This is a genomic window from Gammaproteobacteria bacterium, from assembly GCA_037388465.1.
Classification (GTDB): Bacteria; Pseudomonadota; Gammaproteobacteria; order SpSt-1174; family SpSt-1174; genus JARRKE01.
Genome location: JARRKE010000001.1, coordinates 67992 through 88135, shown reverse-complemented (window position 1 = coordinate 88135; position 20144 = coordinate 67992). Strand labels below are relative to the sequence as shown.

At 61.0% G+C, this 20144-nt stretch carries 18 protein-coding genes; 7 read left to right on the top strand and 11 right to left on the bottom strand.

The window, feature by feature from the left end; all coding sequences use genetic code 11:
- From lysS to P8Y64_00355, 9 genes are all read right to left on the bottom strand, one after another.
- The coding region (gene lysS, locus P8Y64_00395; GenBank protein MEJ2058934.1) for a lysine--tRNA ligase at positions 1-1026 on the bottom strand (1026 nt) is incomplete at its 3' end.
- 48 nt (positions 1027-1074) lie between these two features.
- Positions 1075-2170, bottom strand: a protein-coding gene (gene prfB / locus P8Y64_00390; protein ID MEJ2058933.1) for a peptide chain release factor 2 whose coding sequence is annotated in 2 segments (ribosomal slippage) — positions 1075-2097 and positions 2099-2170 — 1095 coding nt in all. Because the reading frame shifts where the segments join, the coding sequence is not laid out codon by codon here.
- A 46-nt stretch (positions 2171-2216) separates the two neighbouring features.
- Positions 2217-3950, bottom strand: coding sequence for a single-stranded-DNA-specific exonuclease RecJ (gene recJ, locus P8Y64_00385; GenBank protein MEJ2058932.1), 1734 nt, complete (start codon positions 3948-3950; stop codon positions 2217-2219).
- Entirely contained in the window at positions 3947-4957 is a 1011-nt protein-coding gene (locus tag P8Y64_00380) for a hypothetical protein (protein MEJ2058931.1), read from the bottom strand. Before P8Y64_00380 ends, recJ begins: the two co-directional genes overlap by 4 nt.
- Before the next feature lie 149 nt (positions 4958-5106).
- Positions 5107-6045 (bottom strand): RNA polymerase sigma factor FliA, encoded by a 939-nt coding sequence (locus P8Y64_00375; protein MEJ2058930.1) that lies wholly within the window; start codon positions 6043-6045, stop codon positions 5107-5109.
- A gap of 11 nt (positions 6046-6056) precedes the next feature.
- Positions 6057-7136: a sigma 54-interacting transcriptional regulator gene (locus P8Y64_00370; protein MEJ2058929.1), complete on the bottom strand. Its 1080-nt coding sequence runs from the start codon at positions 7134-7136 to the stop codon at positions 6057-6059.
- A 23-nt stretch (positions 7137-7159) separates the two neighbouring features.
- Positions 7160-8167 (bottom strand): acyl-homoserine-lactone synthase, encoded by a 1008-nt coding sequence (locus P8Y64_00365; protein ID MEJ2058928.1) that lies wholly within the window; start codon positions 8165-8167, stop codon positions 7160-7162.
- Between the two features lie 152 nt (positions 8168-8319).
- Complete coding sequence (locus tag P8Y64_00360; GenBank protein ID MEJ2058927.1) at positions 8320-8985, bottom strand: acyl-homoserine-lactone synthase; 666 nt, start codon at positions 8983-8985, stop codon at positions 8320-8322.
- A 155-nt stretch (positions 8986-9140) separates the two neighbouring features.
- Positions 9141-9890, bottom strand: a complete 750-nt coding sequence (locus P8Y64_00355) for a LuxR family transcriptional regulator (protein MEJ2058926.1) — start codon at positions 9888-9890, stop codon at positions 9141-9143.
- A 655-nt stretch (positions 9891-10545) separates the two neighbouring features.
- On the opposite strand from P8Y64_00355, the gene folE2 reads away from it, so the two are divergent.
- Positions 10546-11337, top strand: coding sequence for a GTP cyclohydrolase FolE2 (gene folE2, locus P8Y64_00350; protein ID MEJ2058925.1), 792 nt, complete (start codon positions 10546-10548; stop codon positions 11335-11337).
- 267 nt (positions 11338-11604) lie between these two features.
- Here folE2 and folP read toward each other — a convergent pair whose 3' ends face one another.
- Together folP and P8Y64_00340 are read right to left on the bottom strand one after the other, a co-directional pair.
- A complete protein-coding gene (gene folP, locus P8Y64_00345; GenBank protein ID MEJ2058924.1) occupies positions 11605-12447 on the bottom strand; it encodes a dihydropteroate synthase in 843 nt (280 codons plus the stop codon).
- A 7-nt stretch (positions 12448-12454) separates the two neighbouring features.
- Positions 12455-13960, bottom strand: a complete 1506-nt coding sequence (locus P8Y64_00340; protein ID MEJ2058923.1) for an aminotransferase class V-fold PLP-dependent enzyme — start codon at positions 13958-13960, stop codon at positions 12455-12457.
- A 378-nt stretch (positions 13961-14338) separates the two neighbouring features.
- On the opposite strand from P8Y64_00340, the gene P8Y64_00335 reads away from it, so the two are divergent.
- From P8Y64_00335 to P8Y64_00310, 6 genes are all read left to right on the top strand, one after another.
- Positions 14339-16294: a sigma-54-dependent Fis family transcriptional regulator gene (locus P8Y64_00335; protein ID MEJ2058922.1), complete on the top strand. Its 1956-nt coding sequence runs from the start codon at positions 14339-14341 to the stop codon at positions 16292-16294.
- A 119-nt stretch (positions 16295-16413) separates the two neighbouring features.
- The gene (locus P8Y64_00330; GenBank protein MEJ2058921.1) at positions 16414-16917 is read left to right on the top strand and encodes a 6-carboxytetrahydropterin synthase; all 504 of its coding nucleotides are present in this window, start codon (positions 16414-16416) and stop codon (positions 16915-16917) included.
- Positions 16907-17467 carry a flavoprotein gene (locus tag P8Y64_00325; GenBank protein ID MEJ2058920.1) on the top strand — a complete coding sequence of 187 codons (561 nt, stop codon included), beginning with the start codon at positions 16907-16909 and terminating at the stop codon, positions 17465-17467. The genes P8Y64_00330 and P8Y64_00325 overlap by 11 nt, the downstream gene beginning before the upstream one ends.
- Entirely contained in the window at positions 17443-18846 is a 1404-nt protein-coding gene (locus tag P8Y64_00320) for a DUF6513 domain-containing protein (protein ID MEJ2058919.1), read from the top strand. Before P8Y64_00325 ends, P8Y64_00320 begins: the two co-directional genes overlap by 25 nt.
- Positions 18843-19415 carry a DUF447 family protein gene (locus tag P8Y64_00315; protein ID MEJ2058918.1) on the top strand — a complete coding sequence of 191 codons (573 nt, stop codon included), beginning with the start codon at positions 18843-18845 and terminating at the stop codon, positions 19413-19415. The genes P8Y64_00320 and P8Y64_00315 overlap by 4 nt, the downstream gene beginning before the upstream one ends.
- Positions 19412-20131, top strand: a complete 720-nt coding sequence (locus tag P8Y64_00310; protein ID MEJ2058917.1) for a (5-formylfuran-3-yl)methyl phosphate synthase — start codon at positions 19412-19414, stop codon at positions 20129-20131. Before P8Y64_00315 ends, P8Y64_00310 begins: the two co-directional genes overlap by 4 nt.
- The last annotated feature ends 13 nt before the right edge of the window (positions 20132-20144 follow it).

Genomic DNA, 20144 nt, shown 5'->3' with positions numbered 1-20144 from the left:
GAGCGTGTCGATATCGCTGACACTGAGGTCCGGATTGAAATGCAGGATCGAATCCCGCACGCTCATGCGCGCGAACGGCTTGCCGAAGTCGTAGGTTTCACCCTGATACGGCACCTGCGCCGCCCCGAGCAGTTCTTCCGCCAAGCCGCGCAGCATGTCTTCGGTGCGGTCCATCAGGGTCTCGTAGGTGGCGTAGGCCTCGTAGAATTCGAGCATGGTGAACTCGGGGTTGTGCCGTGTGGACAGCCCCTCGTTGCGGAAATTGCGATTGATCTCGAACACGCGCTCGAAACCGCCGACCACCAGCCGCTTGAGATACAGCTCCGGCGCGATGCGCAGAAACAGCTGCATATCCAGCGCATTGTGATGCGTGGTGAAGGGGCGCGCCGTGGCGCCGCCGGGAATGGCCTGCATCATCGGCGTCTCCACTTCCAGGAAGTCGCGCTGCTCCAGGAACCGGCGGATGTAATTGATGATGCGCGTGCGCATGCGGAAGGTGTCCCGCACCGGCTCGTTCATGATCAGGTCGAGATAACGCTGGCGATAACGGCTTTCCTGATCGGTCAGGCCGTGGAATTTCTCGGGCAGCGGCCGCACCGACTTGGTCAGCAGGCGCAGGCTGTCGACCTTCACCGACAGCTCCCCGGTCTTGGTCTTGAACAGCACGCCTTCGGCACCGAGGATGTCGCCCAGGTCCCAGGTCTTGAAATCGGTATAGGCACCTTCCGGCAAGGCGTCGCGCTGGATGAACAGCTGGATGCGCCCGGACATGTCCAGGATCTGCGCAAAGCTCGCCTTGCCCATGATGCGCTTGGCCATCATGCGGCCGGCTACCGACACCCGCAGCCCGCGCGCCTCCAGGGTCTCGTTGTCCAGCTCCCCGTATTCGGCGTGCAGCTCGCCGGCCATGCAATCGCGGCGAAAATCATTGGGGAACGCCACGCCGGCCTCGCGCAGGCGCTTCAGCTTGTCGCGCCGCTGGGCGATGAGTTTGTGCTCGTCTAGCTGCTGTTCGGTGTCGCTCATTATTCAGTGATATCAGATGCGTTGCGGTGAATGAAGCACCAAGCCGGCTCAGAGGCCGGCCTTGAGGCTGGCCTCGATGAACATGTCCAGATCGCCGTCCAGCACGGCCTGGGGATTGCCGGTCTCGACATTGGTGCGCAGATCCTTGATGCGCGACTGGTCCAGCACATAGGAACGGATCTGGCTGCCCCAGCCGATGTCGGATTTGCTGTCCTCCAGCGCCTGCGATTCGGCATTGCGCTTCTGGATCTCCAGCTCGTAGAGCTTGGCCTTGAGCTGTTTCATCGCCGTGGCCTTGTTCTTGTGCTGCGAGCGGTCATTCTGACACTGCACCACGATACCCGACGGCATGTGCGTGATACGCACGGCGGATTCGGTACGGTTGACGTGCTGACCGCCGGCGCCGCTGGCACGGTAGACATCGATGCGCAGGTCGGCGGGATTGATATCCACCTCGACGTCGTCATCGACCTCGGGCGATACGAACACCGCCGCAAACGAGGTGTGGCGCCGCCCGCCGGAGTCGAAGGGCGACTTGCGCACCAGGCGGTGCACCCCAATCTCGGTGCGCAGCCAGCCGAAGGCGTACTCGCCGTCCACCTTGACCGTGGCGCTCTTGATGCCGGCCACCTCGCCCGGCGAGACCTCGATCAGTTCGGTGGTGAAGCCGCGCTTCTCCGCCCAGCGCAGATACATGCGCAGCAGCATCTCGGCCCAGTCCTGGGCCTCGGTGCCGCCCGAACCGGCCTGGATGTCCAGGAAGGCGTTCTTGTCGTCCATCTCGCCGGAGAACATACGCCGGAACTCCAGCGACTCGACGCGGCGCGCAAAGTCCGCCACGTCGGATTCGACCGAGGCGATGGTGTCCGCATCCTCTTCCGCCTCCGCCATTTCCAGCAATTCGCGGGCGTCCTGCAGACCGGCGGTCAGGGTCTCCAGGCCGGTGACGACCTCTTCGAGCCGCGCGCGGTTGCGGCCCAGTTCCTGGGCCCGCTCGGGGTCGTTCCAGACGTCCGGATCTTCGAGTTCGCGGGTGATTTCTTCCAGTGCTTCGACCTTGGCGTCGAAGTCAAAGATACCCCCTCAGGGCTTGAACGCGCCCTTGAAGGTCATCGATTTCGGTGTAAACGGGATTGAGTTCCATGCTTTTGACCGCGAAAAAGCGGCAATGATACAACAACCGACGGCGGTTATTGTACGTGCTCCACGATCAGTTGCAGGCGCCGCACGCCTTGATACTCGTTCACGTCCAGGCGGTAGGCGACATGGACGGTGGCGCGATCCTCCGGCCAGTCCTCGGGATGGAAACCGAAAGCGATAGCATCGACCGTCGGCCCGCCCGCCAGGGCGCGCAGCACCAGCTTGAGATGGCGTTCGCCCACCACCCGGCGCTGCACGATCTCGAACTCGCCGTCGAACAGCGGTTCCGGGAACCCCTGCCCCCAGGGGCCCGAGGCGCGCAGGGCCTCGCCCAGCTCCAGGGTGAAATCCCCTGACGCCAGTTCGCCGTCGCTTTCGATGCGCCCTTCCAGATCATCGGGATCGACCAGCCCCGTTACCGTCTCCTCGAAGGCGGCACGAAACGCCGCCAGCCGATCGGCCGGGAGGCTCAATCCGGCCGCCATGGCATGGCCACCGAACTTGTCGATCAGGCCGGGGTGTCTGGCCGCCACCTCGTCGAGGGCGTCCCGAATATGCAGGCCGGGAATGGAACGGGCCGAACCCTTGAGCATGCCCGGTCCGGCCTCGGCGAAGGCGATGACCGGCCGGTGGACGCGCTCCTTAATGCGCGCGGCCAGAATACCGATCACCCCCTGATGCCAGTCCGAGTCGTACAGCGTCAGCGCAGCGGGTGGGTGCTCGGTATCCAGCGAGGCCATCAGCCCCTCGAGGCTCTCGAGCGCCTGCGCCTGCATCGTCGCCTCGATCTCGCGCCGCTCGCGGTTGAGTACATCGAGGCGTTCGGCCAGCCGGCGCGCCTCGCCGGCATCCTCCGTCAGCAGGCATTCGATGCCCAATGACATGTCTTCCAGTCGACCCGCCGCATTCAGACGAGGACCGACCGCAAAACCCAGGTCGCCGGCCGTGACGCGTTCCGGCCGCCTGCCCGCCACCTCGAGCAAGGCGCGAATCCCGGGCACGCAGGCACCCGCCCGGATGCGGCGCAGCCCCTGCTCGACCAGGATGCGGTTGTTGTAGTCCAGCGGCACCACGTCCGCCACGGTGCCGAGCGCCACCAGATCGAGATAGGTCGCCAGGTTCGGACATTGGATACCGCGTGATTCGAACCAGCCGCCCGCCTGCAGCCGGCTGCGCAGGGAGGACAGGACGTAAAAGATCACCCCCACGCCCGCCAGATGCTTGCTGGGAAATTCGTCACCGGGCAGGTTGGGGTTCACGATGGCGTCGGCCGCCGGCAGGCGGGCGCCCGGCAGATGGTGGTCGGTCACCAGGACGGAAATGCCGCGCTGGCGGGCCGTTTCCACGCCCTGCTCGCTCGAGATGCCGTTGTCGACCGTCACGATCAGGTCGGGCCGGCGCTCGGCGGCCACCTCGACGATTTCCGGCGTCAGACCGTAGCCGTATTCGAAACGGTTCGGCACCAGGTAATCGACGTCGGCCGCGCCCATGGCGCGCAGCGCCCGCACCGCCAGCGCCGTGCTGGTGGCACCGTCGGCGTCGAAATCCCCCACGATCAGGATGCGCCCGCCCTGGCGGACCTGCGTCTCCAGCAAGGCCGCGGCCTGGTCCAGCCCGCCCAGCCGCTCGCTGTGGGCGAGCCGCCCCAGACTGTAATCGAACTCGTCCGGGCCGGCGCCCCGACTCGCATAAAGCCGCGCCACCACCGGCAGCAGATCCGGCGACTGTACGGCCGGTTTCACTGCCGGGCGGCGCAGAATGCTGCGTTTGGCGCGTAGACTCATGCCTCGCCTCCGACCAGGCGTGCCCACGGCGGCGGGCTCCCCCATCCGCGCCAGAATGGCTGACGGCTGAGTTCCAGGTCGGGACCGTCCAGGGTATGCAACACGGCGGCAGCGAAACGCTTGGTCTTCAGGGCGTCCAGCAACGGCGCCAGCCAATCGCGTTCCAGGATCTCGGCGCCTGCCTGCCAGGCATGCAAATCGTCCTCCGCGGCGGCCGGCGCCAGCAACGGCAGCGTGACCAACGGCGTCGCTCCTGTCTCCGACTGATCCAGCAGATCGTCCAGCGTTTCCGGTTCGTCCAGACCGCGGATGCCGGCCTGTTCCGCCAACGCCTTGACCAGCACGTCGTCGCTGAACACCTCGGACACGCCCGGATCGATGCGTTCCGGCAGTCGCCCGCAACCCCATAGCCACAGGCTGTTGATCTCGGGCGCGCCTCGCATACGCCGCGCCGAGTTCACCTCCGACTGATGAAACAGCATCTGTATTTCGGTCAGGATTCCCCCCCAGTAGCGGGCGCGCGGACCGTGCGGCATCTGTGGGCGCACGTCCTCCCCCCACAGCCTCGATGGTGGCAGCGTATCCAGCTGCTCTTCATTCGGCAGACAGAGAATCCACCGGGAAGGTGCAGGAGCCTGCAGCACCAGCTTTTCATCCTGGAAATGGGCATTGAACTCGGCGACCAGTCGATCGGCCTCGTCCTGGCGGATTCCCAGGGTGTCCCCCGGGTGCAGATAAAGGCGGTCGATATCCGCCTGCAGATGAACGGGATCGGCGCACAAGGCCTGTCTCTCGCCCGGTTCGAGCCCGTAGTGTTTGCTCAACAAGGCACCCGCCGGGAGCGATTCCAGGCCGAACAGGCCTGCCGCCGCTTCTTCCAGGCTGCCTGCCAGCGGTTCACGGTGTTTTGCCAGCCAGATCGTGCGTGCGAGTACGGGAAGTGCCGGGAAATTCTCGTAATCCCGCGTCCACTCGGGCAACCGCTTCCACAAGCCCGGGATGACCATATGCAAAATCGGGATTTGTCGATTGGAACGTGTCACGGCGCCACACTATCGCGGTTGGGGCGTGGAGTGTATAGCCCGTACCTGGCGGTGTCAGCCGAGCGGCGATCGTGTCGACCCGAAGGGTATCGAATACAGGCAGGTCCGCGCCTTCAGTCGGCCAGCCAGTCAGTAAGACATGCCCGCAGGCGGCTCAGGATCTGCGCGTGAATCTGGCACACCCGTGACTCGCTCACCCCCAGGTGCTCGCCGATCTGCCGCAACGTATATTCGCGATCGTAATACCAGTGCATCAGTAGTTGTTCACGAGACGAAAGGCTGTCCAGGGCGCCCGCCAGGGCGGCCTCGAACGAGGCCTTTTGATGGACGGAAGGCGGTTGGCGCTCGAGCAGATCAGGCCGGTCGAACGCTTCAAACGCATCGTCATGTGGATTCCAGTCCAGACTGAACAGGCGTACCGACAGGATATCCCGCAAATGTCGGTGATACGCTTCGAGCGGCACGCCCAGCGAATCGGCGATCTCCGTGTCGGATGCCCGTCGTCCCTTGCGGCCCTCCACGGACTGGGTCGCTTGTGCGATCACACGCGCCTGACGGTGTACGGAGCGCGGCGTCCAGTCTCCCTGGCGCAAATCATCCAGTATGGCGCCACGAATACGGATCGCTGCATAGGTATCGAAACGCGCCCCCTGGCCGGGGTCATGCAGGCGGACCGCTTCGATCAAGCCCAACATTCCGGCCTGAATCAGATCATCGAACTGCACACAGGCAGGCAGTTTTTCCTTTACCTGTCTGGCAATCCGCAGAACCAATGGCGCATAACACAGCACAACGCCATTCAACGCCCCGCCTTCGCTTTGCGCGGTCTGCGGAGTCGGAATCGGTTTCGAGTTATCAACGACGTACGAGGAAGGAAACGCCGACACTGCACATTTGACGGCATCGGAATCCTGCTGGTGCTGTGTACCCGACGCCGGAGCGGCATAAACCCCGGATACCTCGCAAAGGCTTTGCGAGATTATCGAAGGGGCCCGCCCCGCCATCTGTCCATACATGGTGCTCACGTCCCTTGCCAAACCGGATGTATTCACGATCACTCAGGTCACACAGCCTGAGTACGTTCTCTCCTCAATCCGGCGGCCTGATCTCCATAACGGCGAAGCTTTTCAACCAGCGTGGTCCGACGCAGCTTGAGCAGGCGGGCGGCCTCGGACACGGTGCCGCCGGTTTCTTCCAGGGCCTGGGTAATCAATCGCAGCTCAACAGAAGCGAGATGACGCTTCAGGTCGATCCCCTGCATCGGAAGCGCCAAGTGGTCAACCCACTGCTCCGGAGGCAACTGCATGTCCGGGAGTTGCGACAACTTTGCAGCCTCACGGCGGGATCGCTTCTGAAATTTCACGGGAAGCAGCGGAACATCGACTTCCTCACCGGGATACAGTGTCTCGAGACGTTCGACCAGGGATATCAGCTCGGGAATGTTTCCGGGCCAGGAATAGCGTTTGAGTGCCTCCAGCGCCGCCGGTGTAAGACTGAACGGAAGCGCCGATTTGTCATGTTGGCGGGCAAGCAGATTATCAATGATCGGTTCGATATCCTCGGGACGCTCACGCAAGGGATGGAGGTGGAAGATCAGCACACTGAGTCGATAATAAAGGTCCTCGCGAAACTCGCCCGTTACAACCAGATCCTCGATTCGCATACTGGATGCACCGATGATGCGAAAATCGGGGTATTCCTCATGAGCGCTGACAATATGATGGCTATGGTAATCCCTCATCACGCGCTGCAACCGCACCTGAACATATGGCGTGGCGTTGCCGATCTCATCCAGAAACAGCGTACCTTTCTGAGCGACATGTGTACGCCCCGGAGATAACGTTGCTCCGACATAACTGGAGTCCGCACTGCCAAAGATTTCCTGCTCCAACGATTCATCCGGCATGGCCGCACAATTCAGGGGGACGAACCGATACCCCGAGCGCGCGGAATCGCGGTGGATACAGCGGGCCATAGCCTCTTTTCCAGTACCGCGCTCACCCGTAAGCAGCACGCTTGCATCCGATAATGCCGCCTGCGTGACGAAGCGCCGAGCCTGTTGGGCATGGCTGCTAACACCGACCAACTCGATAGGCAAAAAAGCCTTGTCGTGTTGGGTTATCTCTCTGACAAATTGAATCATGTCGTTCGATACTCAGAACTCGATCAGTCACGCCTGCAGGTGGCTCGATATTCGAGAATCACTTCGCCATCCGTGAGATCTGCAAGGATTTCCTGCCGGCGCTGATTGTTGGCGCCCACACCGGTTGCGGTCTCACCACTCTGTTCAAAAACCGCCATATCCATCGAACCACCCGCTTCCTGGTGGTTTTTGCCGTCATTTTTAATTCGCGACCAGTAATCGCGAAGCCGGGCAATTTCCGACTTGTCGATGAAGACCCAGTCGAAGTCCTCTGTCCTGGAAAGCAGAAAATCAGCGGCGCTGTCCGCATCACAGGTTTTGATGGAGGCAGCGGGCATATCCTTGAACATGGTCTTCTTGAGTGGATTAGCTGCCAAACGGCTGATCACCAGCAAATTCATTTTCGGGCTTGTTTGATTTATTTTTTCCATGTTGCAATCCTCCTGGATAGCCTCACTACCTTGTGCGTGCAACCAGATCCGGCAGGCATACAGCGGCTCCTGCTGTGCATCCTTCGCAACACCTTCACCCAATACCTGAACGCTCAGATTTTCCAGCCCTCTCAGGAATTCCAACGTATCGACACCCATAACGGCGACAAAGTATTCGACACGATGTCTTTGCGAAAACTCGCACAGGGACTGGATCAGGTGACTGCAGACTTCCGAAGAGGAAGCCTGGGGATGTTCCTCTGGAATATCCGGCTCAACCGCAAAGCGGCTTATCTCCCATACCGCCGAGCTGCTGGGTATCGAACAGCCCTGTAGCAGATACGAAAATTCGTTTTTAAGCATATTGGGGCCATCGGTGCGCATCAGGCGCAATGTTCCCAACACCTTGCCGTCGTTATCCCGCGCCAGCAGGTAGACGGGATTGAATTCGTCAAAGTTGTCTTTTCCCAGACTCTGGGCGGACTCCTGTTCCCAGCCTAATCGCTTGTTAAAAATGCGATGCCGGAAGGAAAAGAGATCCGAGAGCAGGTTCCTTCTGCTCCCGGAAAATGCGGGGTAGATGATATCCGTTATCATCATTGAATCCCCTGTTTGACTTCCCTGTCAGACACAGAAGCAACACGCTGATATGTATCCCTGGCAGTGAGCTGCAGCTGCGGTCCTTGGTGGGCAGAATCCTTCTGCACCGGGGGAGTGAGGGTCATGAGGTCCATCTTTCTATTTCACCCTCTTTATGCGACTTCCCTGTCAGACACAGGAGCAACACGCTGATACATTTCCCTGGCAGTGAGCTGTACCTGTGGTCCATAAACTGCGTGATAAAACTGATCGTTAATGTCAACCCAGAGCACGACGGAGAGCACGTCGCCGATGCGCTGCGCCTTGCCTGTACCAAAACGCGATACCGGCATGCCAAGCCTGCGCAGCAACCGCTCCAGCCCCACGCTGGTCACGAAGATGTAGCGTTGGATGCCACGCTCCCTGGCGACGTCGTAGGCGGTACGAAACAGGCCCATGGTGATGGGGCACAGATTCACACGTCCCCGTCCCGTTCCGACCTGTTCGGACGGCAGCACGGCCAGTCGACTGATTTCCCACACGGAAGGATCATGCGGGGCATCGACGCCGTTGAGCATGAAGCCGAAAGTGTCCGACACCATCATCGGCCCCGTGCTGGGCAGTACCCTCATGCAACCGCAGACCCCACGCGTTTCCGACTCGGCCACCAGGTAAAGCGGATCGAGCGCGTCGTAATCGTCGCGCTCCATCTCATCCTGAGTATCCACTTCCCACGAAAGCTTGTCGGCGAAGACCCGCTTGCGAAATCTGAGCATGGCGCTGACGGTGTCATTGCCGATCTCGTTCTTGGACATTTGCCCTGCATGGATCAAATTCATGCTAAGTCCCCGCGTCTCGTAAACCGTGGGTTGAGTAAACAAGATCGAGGCGGGTTCCGATAACTGTCAGAAGTTACAGGTCGGATGTTTGGGCACAAAAAAACCCGCGGATGCGGGTTCATGATTCGAACGGACGTGAAACTGCCGGCTACGGCTCAGAACTGGGGGGTAATCAACCCTTGTGAAATCGCCCGGGCAATGGCGTGTTGGCGTGAAGACACACCCAGTTTATGGGTGACGTTCTGCAAATGGAAGATGACGGTGCGTTCGCTGATCCGCAGTATCTGACTGATTTCCCAAGTGGTTTTACCCTCCGAGGCCCAAAGCAGACACTCCCGCTCCCGCATCGTCAGCATGTTATCGGGAGCGGACAGAGCCCGCGCCTCGGATACCCGCATAACCGCTTCGTGCAGGAATCCGGACATCAGGTACATCCCCGCCATATGGGTTTCGATGTCACGCAGCATCGACACGCCGCCCCGGGACGAACTGAAGCTGATGACCGCAAACTCACCCTGGCTGCTATGCACCGGGATTCCCAGTCCGCTGCGCAATCCGACATCCCAGGCCTCGGACATCATCTGCAGTGCCTTGCCTGGCATCTCCTGTGATTTTGCGGGCGGCGCACCACCCCATGGCAAGGGCGTGTTGGCGCCGGCGCAATGATTCACAATGGGATCGACGGCGATGTACTCGGCCTCGCGGTACCGGGACCACCACTCCTCGGGAAAGCCTGAAATGAAGATCAGGGCCGGCTTGACCAGGGACGTCGGAACGCGCGCACCGTATACGAAATGCTCGAAGCCCGCATCGAGCGCCAGCCGGCTGCAGATATGGTGAATATCCTCAGCGGTTTGCGCCTGTTGCAGTGCCTGGATTTCGTCCCAATACGGTTTTACGACCATCGATAGGAATTCTCATTCGGCGGTCTTCGCCCTCAGCCCCCCGGGAAGCCCTCAGTAAGACCCTGCCCCGATTACGGAAATCTGACCAGGATTCTAACGTTTATATAGAACCCTTGTTACACAACTCAAGTTACTTGAGTCACCGGGTGAAATCCACCCCTTGCCGTCACAGATTTTAATTCGTCGCCACAGTTAGGGAACAAATCCCATATAAAGCATTAAAAATGCATAGTAACATCTTATTTTTAAAGTAATTTAACCTCGATCCCTCTGGAGCATGACGGCATTACCACGACAGGGCTCTGGCGCTGCCCAGCCTCTCGAGCCCCTCACATTAAAGGGCTGAAAAAAACTTACTAAAACAACCATGGTCTATTGAGAATGACTCTTATCTGCGTCTCGCTGGATGCCGGGGGACATGCCCCCGCGTTACCGCAAGCGATCCAGCGCATAGAGCGGGCTAAAAAGAGCCATCAGATAATGCGCCGCACGAATTGTCGAAACTGGCAGGGTACTTGCTACTCGATAAAGTGAAGACGGGGATATTTGTCACCAAGCCGCAATCCCCCGCTCTCCGACGCGGCCCAGGATCCGGGGTTCAGTTTCCCGGATTCTCTACAACGCGCCGCTGCGGCCTACACAAAAGAGAGTTTTCATGACCATGATTGACGTACAGAACAGCACCGATACTCGCCGCATTCCAATCGACAAGGTAGGCATCAAAGATATTCGCTATCCGGTGCGAATCATGGACCGTGACGGCGGCGAGCAGCACACCGTCGCGCGCCTCAGCATGTACGTAAACCTGCCTCACGAGTTCAAGGGGACGCATATGTCCCGGTTCGTGGAGATCCTCAACCAGCACCATGGCGAGATGTCCGTTCCCAACTTTCGCGCCATGCTGCCTGACATGACCGGCCTGCTCGGCGCCGAAGCAGGACACATAGAGATGTCCTTCGACTATTTCATGCAAAAGGCGGCGCCGGTGACCGGCGTAACCAGTATGCTGGACTACCAGGTCACGTTCATAGGTGAACTCACCGAAAACAGCAGCGCCATCACGGTGAAGGTGATGGTCCCGGTTACCAGTTTGTGCCCCTGCTCCAAGGAAATCTCCCGCTACGGCGCCCATAATCAGCGCTCACACGTCACGGTCAGCGCCCGAATAAACGATTTTCTGTGGATAGAGGAACTGATCGAGGTAATCGAACAAGAAGCCTCCTGCGAATTGTTCGGCCTCCTCAAACGGGCTGACGAAAAATACGTAACCGAACGCGCCTACGACAATCCCAAATTCGTGGAGGACGTGGTTCGCGACGTGGCCCGACGCCTCGACGACGATCCCCGTATCGCCGCATACCTGGTGGAAGCGGAAAACTTCGAATCCATTCACAACCACTCGGCCTATGCGCTGATCGAGAAAGACAAAGAAGCCGAAGCCGCCTGATCCTGCCGGCAACCGGCAACGACCCTGTCACGCGGGCGCCACATCATGGCACCTGCATCCGAGCACTATGTTGACCAAAAAGAGCACCCGCCACGCCGCAGGCCAATAGATACGGGCCTTTGGCGGATTGGCGTGGATATTGCGGTTCATAACAACGGGTAGCGCAGGCGTCTCCACCGCCGCTCAGGCGGGTCGCGAGGCGCCCACGACACCTCCTCCGTCAAGTTTGTGCCGCCTCCGGGGCGGCACTTTTTTCACTTATAGTGCTCAGGCCTGCATGCCGGTATGGTCCTCCGCATGCTTGATCGCCCAGGCGACCTCCGCCGCCTGCCGATTCTCCGCAACGTCATGGACGCGGAACAGCGAGACGCCCGCCATGACGCCCAATGCCGTCGTCGCACAGGTAGCCGGCATCAACGCCTCAGGACGGCTTTCGGCGCTTATGGCGCCCATGAAGCGCTTCCGGCTCGCACCAAGCAAGACGGCATAACCAAGACCGGCCACCCGGTCCAGGGCCGCGAGCAGACTGAGGTTATGACGTTTACGCTTGCCGAAGCCGATACCCGGATCGATGACGATACGATCTGCCGGTACGCCCCGGGCTTCTGCCATACGGGCACGTTCGGCGAGAAAGGTCGTCACCTCGGTGACCACATCGTCATAAGCCGGCGCCTGCTGCATGGTCTCCGGCGTGCCCTGCATATGCATGAGCACCAGGAATACACCGGCCTGTGCGGCCAGATCCAGCAGGCGCGGATCGTCCCGACCCGCCGAAACATCATTGATTATCGTGGCTCCGGCCTCGACAGCTGGAGCGGCCACCCCGGCCAGCGTGGTATCGATACTGATTTCGACCTCCGCGGGAAGTTCAGCGCGCAGGGTGCGTATTACCGGCAGGACACGACGGCATTGTTCCGATGCGTCGACAGGACTTGCACCCGGACGGGTCGATTCGCCGCCCACGTCGATAATGTCCGCCCCCTCCTCCACCATGCGGTGGCCACGAGCGAGAGCGGAACCGAGGTCCATGAAGTCCCCACCGTCCGAAAAACTGTCGGGGGTCACGTTGAGGATGCCCATGATTTTAGGTTTGTCATTCAGCCGCATCATGCAAACCTCAGTCGCTGACAGTCGAACCGGCAGTAGGTATCGGCGGCAGCCCCACGCTGCCGCCGCGTACGTCCGCGAGCGTCTGTACCAAAGTCATGACATCCTGCTCCGAGGTGTCATACCCACTGATACAGGCGCGCACCACCGGCCGGCCGCGGGTCCGCACGGGGCACACCCAGGCCTGCCCCGAGGCGACAACGTCGTGCGCTATCTTCTTTATATGCTCGAGACTCGCCTGGGACGTACCGCTCACGTCATCAAAGCATACGACCGGTAGCACGGTGCGATTGCGCAGTGTCCAACCCGTCTTTTTCAATTGCCGACGCAGCAGATCGCCGTACGCCAATTGCCGGCGCATGGTCTGCTGATAGCCTTCCCTGCCGGCGACCAGCAGCGATAGAAACACCTTCAGCCCCGTAAAGCGCCTCGACCATCGCAGCGACTTGGCGTACGGCTCAGCGCCCGCATCACCATCGGGCTCCGGCAGATAGGGAGTATCAACCGAGAACAGATCTTCGAGCAGGCCGACATGGCGGGTCAGGAAGGCACCCGCCCCCAGCGGGACCGATAACCATTTATGCGGATCGAAGGTGATCGAGTCGGCGCGCGCCAGACCTTCGAACAGCGGCGCAAGCTCCGGTAGCCACGCAGCGGCCCCACCCCAGGCAGCGTCCACATGCAACCAGAGCCCTTCTCTCTCGGCCAGTTCCGCCAAGGTCGCAATAGGATCCACAACGCCGGCCGCGGTCGTACCGGCAGTCGCCACGACCATCACCGGCTCCCATCCGTCGCCCCGATCCTGCGCGATGCGCCGTTCCAGAGCCATGATGTCGATGCGACCACCCGTATCGGTGTCAATCTCGCGTATCGAACGATCCCCCAGGCCGCAGGCACGGGCGGCCTTGCGGAACGAACCGTGAGCCTCAGCAGACAAGTAGATTGCCGGACGCCTGGAAAGCGCCCATGCCCCATCCTGCACAAAAGCCGGGAAACGGTGGGCCAGCGCCGCCAGCACCGCCGTGTGATTGGCCTCGGCACCGCCGCTTGTCATGGTGCCGTCCACGGACTGCGAGTCGTAACCGAACCATGCACCCAGCGTGCGCAGCACGTGCGTCTCGACCTCCACCGCAAAGGGACTGTGGTGTCGGGAGCCTGCCTGGGGATTGAATGCCGCCACCAGCGTTTCAGCCATCACTCCCATCGTGGTGGGTCGGGGCATGAACAGCCCGAAGTGGCGCGGGTGCGCGGCATGGACCTGACAATTCAGCAAGCCATGCACGGCGAGCTCCAGCGCCTGCTGCGAATCCATCGGCTGCAGCAAGTCGCAGCCCTGCACCAGAGCGGCCACATCCGCGTCCGCGGGGATTGATGAGACCGGAGCATCGGGCAGCGAACCCAAGTAATCCTCCAGCACATCGATTACGCGCTGCCACAGAATCCTGCGTTCGCCATGATCCAATCCCAGTGACCCGGCATCGGGCGTCGCAGGCCTAAAACCTCTTGCATCGTCCACTGATTCGCTCCGTCGTTTTTGTCTACCCTCTATGCATATTCGGGACCAGATCGACGGGGAACCTTTGACACATAGCACGTTCTAAGCTAGATATGCAGTGCTAGAATAACGATCGGCAAACGATCGCCTATACATGCGTCAATTACAGCTACATGTGACACAGTGTCACGATTACGATACAGGGCGCAACGAGGAGGAGTGAGAAGAATCTCGGTTGTCTACCCGAACCGAGGTGAAAACACTTTGTTGCCCGCCGTTTTTATACCGAACACACTCCTCCCTGCTCGTCGTGCCAATGACCGGACTGATTTGGCCTGAATATTGCCAAGAATGTTCGGCGCCCTGCCGCCAATGCGCCATCCACTGCGGGGTCAGGTCATGCCTAATCCGGAACTTGTCAGCCATATTGAAAAAATACAGTCCGCGGTCTCCCAAAACGGGGGCATACACAACGTCGAACCCTATATTTCCGAATCGTGGCGTCGCTGCCTGGTCGAACACCAGCTGGACCCGAGCAAACGGCGTCAAGCGGAGATCATCGAACGCAGCCAGCTGAAGGAACGTCGCCAGCAACTCGAACGACTGCTGTCGATCGCCACCACCGAAATGACCAACCTGTATCAACAGGTGGCGGGATCCGGCTACGCCATATTGCTGACCGACGCGGACGGCGTCGTGCTCAACTATGTGGGTGATGCGGAATTCAACGATCAGGCCAGCGACAGCGGCCTGATGAACGGCGCCATATGGAGCGAACAGGCCCAGGGCACCAACGGTATGGGCACCTGCCTGATCGAAGGCAAACCGGTCATCGTCCATCAAGACGAACATTTCTTCGCCAAGAACACCACCCTCACCTGCTCCGCGGCGCCCATATGCGACCCGGACGGCAACCTGATCGCGGTACTCGATGCATCAAGCGCTTCCCGCATGGCGCAGCAACACACGATGGCGCTGGTAAACATGTCCGCGCAACTGATCGAAAACTGCGTATTCAGTTGCGCTTATCGCGATCAATACATCGCCCGTTTTCACAGCCGGGCGGAATTCGTCAACACGCTCGGAGAAGGCGCCTTGTCCTTCGACGGAGCCGGACGCATCCTGGGCGCCAACCGCAGCGCCCTTTTCCAGCTCGGACTGAACTCACGGGACGATATTACCGGTAAGCAGATCTCGGAGATCTTCGATATCCCGCTGGCCACCTTGATGGATCAGGCAATGCGTCAGCCGTTTCACCCCATGCCGTTGCATTACACACCGGACGGCAAGCGGTTCTTCGCCATGCTGCAGCGCCCCGAACGGGACAAAGGCAGTACGCGCGCCAGTAAATCGACGATATGTCACGAACCGCCCGAGGTCGAGACCGCCAATTTCCATCTGGAACAACTGGAGTTCGGCGACCCGCGCATCGCCAACGCCATCCGGCGGGCCAAGAAACTGGTCGGACGGGAAATCCCGCTGCTCCTGTCCGGCCCGACCGGAACCGGCAAGGGGCTTTTTGCCAAAGCGTTGCACATGTACAGCAATCGCGCCGACAAACCCTTCGTGCCGGTAAACTGCGCCGCCATTCCGGAAACCCTGATCGAAAGCGAGCTGTTCGGTTACAAACCTGGGGCGTTCACCGGTGCAAACCGCCAGGGCAGCCGGGGCAAGATCGTGCTGGCCAACGGCGGCACGTTGTTCCTGGACGAGATCGGCGATATGCCGCTCGCCTTGCAGGCACGCCTGCTGCGTGTTCTGGAGGACAAGGAAGTGGTCCCGCTGGGCGCCGAATCACCCATCAAGGTGGACATCAATGTCATCAGCGCCACCCACCGCGATCTCAAGGAGCTCATTCAGCTTGGCGAGTTCCGTGAAGACCTGTATTACCGGCTGCACGGCATGGCCCTGTCGCTGCCCCCGTTGCGTGACCGTGCCGACAAACAACATCTCATCGAACACATCCTGAAACGGGAGCAGAACGGCAGGCAGGACATTCAGATCGATCCCGATGCGATGCTGCTGCTGATGCAGTACAGCTGGCCGGGCAACGTGCGTGAGCTGCGCTATACCCTGCGTACCATGATCGCCCTCTGCTCCAACAACCGCATTACCGCCTCCGACCTGCCCGAAGATCTCCGCCTGCACAACTCGGTGGCCGTGGTATCCAGTGGGCAAACCGAGGCGATCAAGGAACAGTTGCGCAATCCGCTCACCACGGCCGAATACACCGTGCTGCTGCAGGAACTGGAATCCATGCGCTGGAACATCGCCAAGGTGGCGCGCAAATTCAACGTCAGTCGCAATACCCTGTATCGCAAGATGAAGCGTTTCGGAATTACACCGCCGCGTTAATACAGTCCCGAAACTGACGTTCTGCCTGCAGCGTGCCGGACTGTATCCGCACGCAGAACTGGTATGGCTCTTGCAATGTGGATTAACAAGACCGTCAGTCCACAGGAGCCGTAAAAATCATGTCCGAGCCGAAATTCGCCGTCAGCATCGACCCGGGCCGGCTGCACTTCAACGCCGCGCATTTCATCACCTTCAACAACACCTGCGAAAACCTCCACGGACACAATTTTCATGCCCGCATCGAAGCTTTCGGCAAAAACAACCAGGACGGATATGTGCTGGATTTCGTTCAGGTCACCGAACTGGCTGCGAAAATCTGCGCGTCACTGAACGACAAGGTACTGCTTCCCGGACAGAGTAATGTCGTATCGGTCAAACGCGAAGACGACCGGATCCACGTCGAGTCCTACGGACAGCGCTTTACCCTGCCGCTGGGCAATTGTGCGGTATTGCCGGTAAACAACACCACGGCGGAGCAACTCGCCGGCTACATTTGCGAACAACTTCTGAACGACCTGCAGGCCGACGGCGGCCTGGCCGGCGTTACGACCCTGAAGGTCGCCGTCGAGGAAGCCGACCGCCAGTGGGGAATCTGTCAGCGTGAGGTAGGCGATGTACGCTGATCGCAACCGTGCACGATTCGCCTGGGGCATCACCGGCTCCGGGCATTACCTGGAAGAATCGCTGGCGCTGGCCGCCGAACTGGACGCCGTGGATCTGTTCTGCAGCAAGGCGGGTGGCGAGGTTCTGCAAATGTACGGCCACAGCCTGAGCGACCTGCGCAAACGCATGCGCGTGTATACCGACAACACCGCCAGCTCGCCACCCGTCGGCGAGTTCTATCACGGCCAGTACCACACCCTGGTGGTGGCGCCGGCGACCTCCAACACGGTGGCCAAATGCGTCTGGGGCCTGTCGGACACGCTGGTCACCAACATCTTCGCGCAGGCAGGCAAGTGCCGCATCCCGATCATCGTTTTTGCCTGCGACAGCAAACCGGTCATGCGCACCGATGCGCCCGAAGGACCTGTGATGGTGTATCCGCGTCATATCGATCTGGAGAACACCGAAAGGCTGTGTGGTTTTGAACACACCCAGGTTGTCACCACGCTGGAACAGCTTCAGGCCGCACTCAAGGAACGTACCCAATGGCTGAACACCTGCTGTTCCTGACGGGCAAGCTGGCCGAACGCAATCTGCACCGGGTGCTGGAACAAATGCAGCCCACGGCGTTCAGTTATACGGTGCGGCAAATGGGTGTCAGCGTCGCCGCCCTGATGACCACCGACATGATAGGACGGAGGCTCACAGACACCGGCGGAGCGGACCGCATCGTGATTCCGGGACGCTGCCGTGGTGATCTTGCCGCCTTGACACACCAGCTTGGCGTGCCGGTAGAACGGGGACCGGACGATCTCAAGGATCTGCCGCAGTATTTCGGCCTGCAGGCGACGCCACCCGATCTCAGTCGCTACGACGTGAGGATCTTTGCCGAGATCGTCGATGCGCCGCGCATGAACGTCGACGCCATTCTGTCTCAGGCCGCCGCCTACCGCGCCGCCGGCGCGGACGTGATCGACGTGGGCGGGCTGCCCGATACGCCCTTTCCGCATCTGGAAGAGACGGTAAAACGCCTGCACGCTGACGGTTACCAGGTCAGTGTCGATTCCATGAATACGGACGAGTTGCGACGCGGTGCACGTGCCGGTGCCGACTACCTGTTCAGCCTTACCGAGGACACGCTGGATATCGCCGAGGAAAACCCGACCCTGGTCCCGATACTGGTTCCCCGCAACCATGGCGACCTGGATTCTCTCGAACGCGCCATGGCCGCTCTCGATGCAGCCGACCGACGTTATCTGGTGGATCCGATTCTCGATCCGATCAATTTCGGTTTTACCGACGCACTGACGCGGTATCACACCCTGCGCGACCGGCATCCGCATGCGGAACTGCTGATGGGCATCGGCAACGTCACCGAATTGACCGATGCGGACACCGCCGGTATCAACGCCATGCTGCTGGGCATCGCCATGGAGCTGAGGATCACCAATATACTGACCACCCAGGTCAGTCCCCACGCCCGGCGTGCCGTGGCGGAAGCCGATCTCGCCCGGCGCGTGATGTACGCCGCCCGTGAATCGCACAGCCTGCCGAAGGGCATCGACACCGGCCTGCTGGCACTGCACGAACGGTCACCGTTCCCCTATGACGAGAACGAAATCGCTGAACTGGCAGGCCAGGTCCGCGATCCCAGTTTTCGTATCCAGGTCAGCGACAGCGGCATTCATGTGTACAACCGGGACGGCCTGCGCACGGCCACCGACCCGTTCGATTTCTACCCATCTCTCGGCGTGGACAGTGACGGCAGCCACGCCTTTTACCTGGGCGTCGAACTGGCGCGCGCCGAGATCGCCTGGTCCCTGGGCAAACGTTACGTGCAGGACCAGCCGCTGGACTGGGGTTGCGCCGTCGCCGGCAATGCACCGGCAGCGGGCGACCGGTCCGATACCCCCTTCGATACCGGCATCAGCACGGAGAGCGGAACATGATCAACGAAACCATTCTTACCACGCGCTCGGCCGACGGCCGCATCCATATCGCGCCGATGGGCGTGCACGATCACCGGCAAGGTCTGGTGATCGCGCCGTTCCGGCCTTCCACCACCCTGGACAATCTATTGCAAACGGGATTTGCCGCGATCAACTGCACCGACGATGTACGCGTCTTCGCCGGTTGTCTGACCGGACGACGGGACTGGCCCACGGTAGCGACCGAACAGATACCCGGCGCCCGGCTGGCCGACGCCCTGTCGCACAGGGAGGTAGTGCTGGATCGCATCGAGGACGATGAAGTCCGTCCGCAGCTGATCTGCCGGATCGCGCACGAAGCAAACCACCGCCCCTTCCGCGGCTTCAACCGCGCCCAGTCGGCGGTCATCGAGGCGGCCATCCTGGTGAGCCGCCTGCGCATGCTGCCCTGGGAAAAAGTGCAGCAGGAACTGACCTACCTGACCATCGCGATCGACAAGACCGCCGGCGACAGGGAACGTGAAGCCTGGTCCTGGCTGATGGAACGCATCGACACCTTCCGCCGCGAGCACCGTGAGGCATGCGCGTGACCGCCTTGCTGGCCAGCGTCAACAATCTCCACGAGGCCGTCATCGCACTCGAGGCGGGCGTCGACATCATCGACCTGAAAGAACCGGCCAACGGTGCGCTCGGCGCCGTTGCCGACCCCTTGATACGCCGCATCGCCGGCAACATACGCGGTCGCGTACCGCTCAGCGCCACCACCGGCGATCTCCCCCTGGAGGCGGAACGCATCGCGCTTGCCGTCGAACAAAAGGCCGCTACGGGCGTGGACTACGTCAAGGTGGGACTGCCCGAAGGCGGCGACTTGGCCGGAACGCTGCTACGACTGCACCGGATCGCCACACAGGGCGTCAGGCTGGTGGGCGTGTTGTTCGCCGACCAGGGCATCGACATCGGGGTATTGCCGAAGCTGTCGGCCGCCGGCTTCGCCGGCGCCATGCTCGACACCGCCGGCAAGAAGGCCGGCGGCCTGCGCCGGCATGCCGATGATCAGGTGTTGAATGCATTCGTCCGACGCTGCCGCAGCCTGGGGCTGCTGAGCGGGCTGGCCGGTTCGCTGGATACGGCGGACATTGCCCCGCTGCTGAAACTGAGTCCCGACCTGCTCGGTTTTCGCGGCGCCCTGTGTCGCAGCGGTCTGCGGACCGCGGCGCTGGACCCGCAGGCCCTGGCCGCAATACGCGCCCGCATTCCCCGAGGCGAACCGGCAGCCGATCAGGCGCCCATCCAGGCGATGCGCTGACGCCAGTCCGACA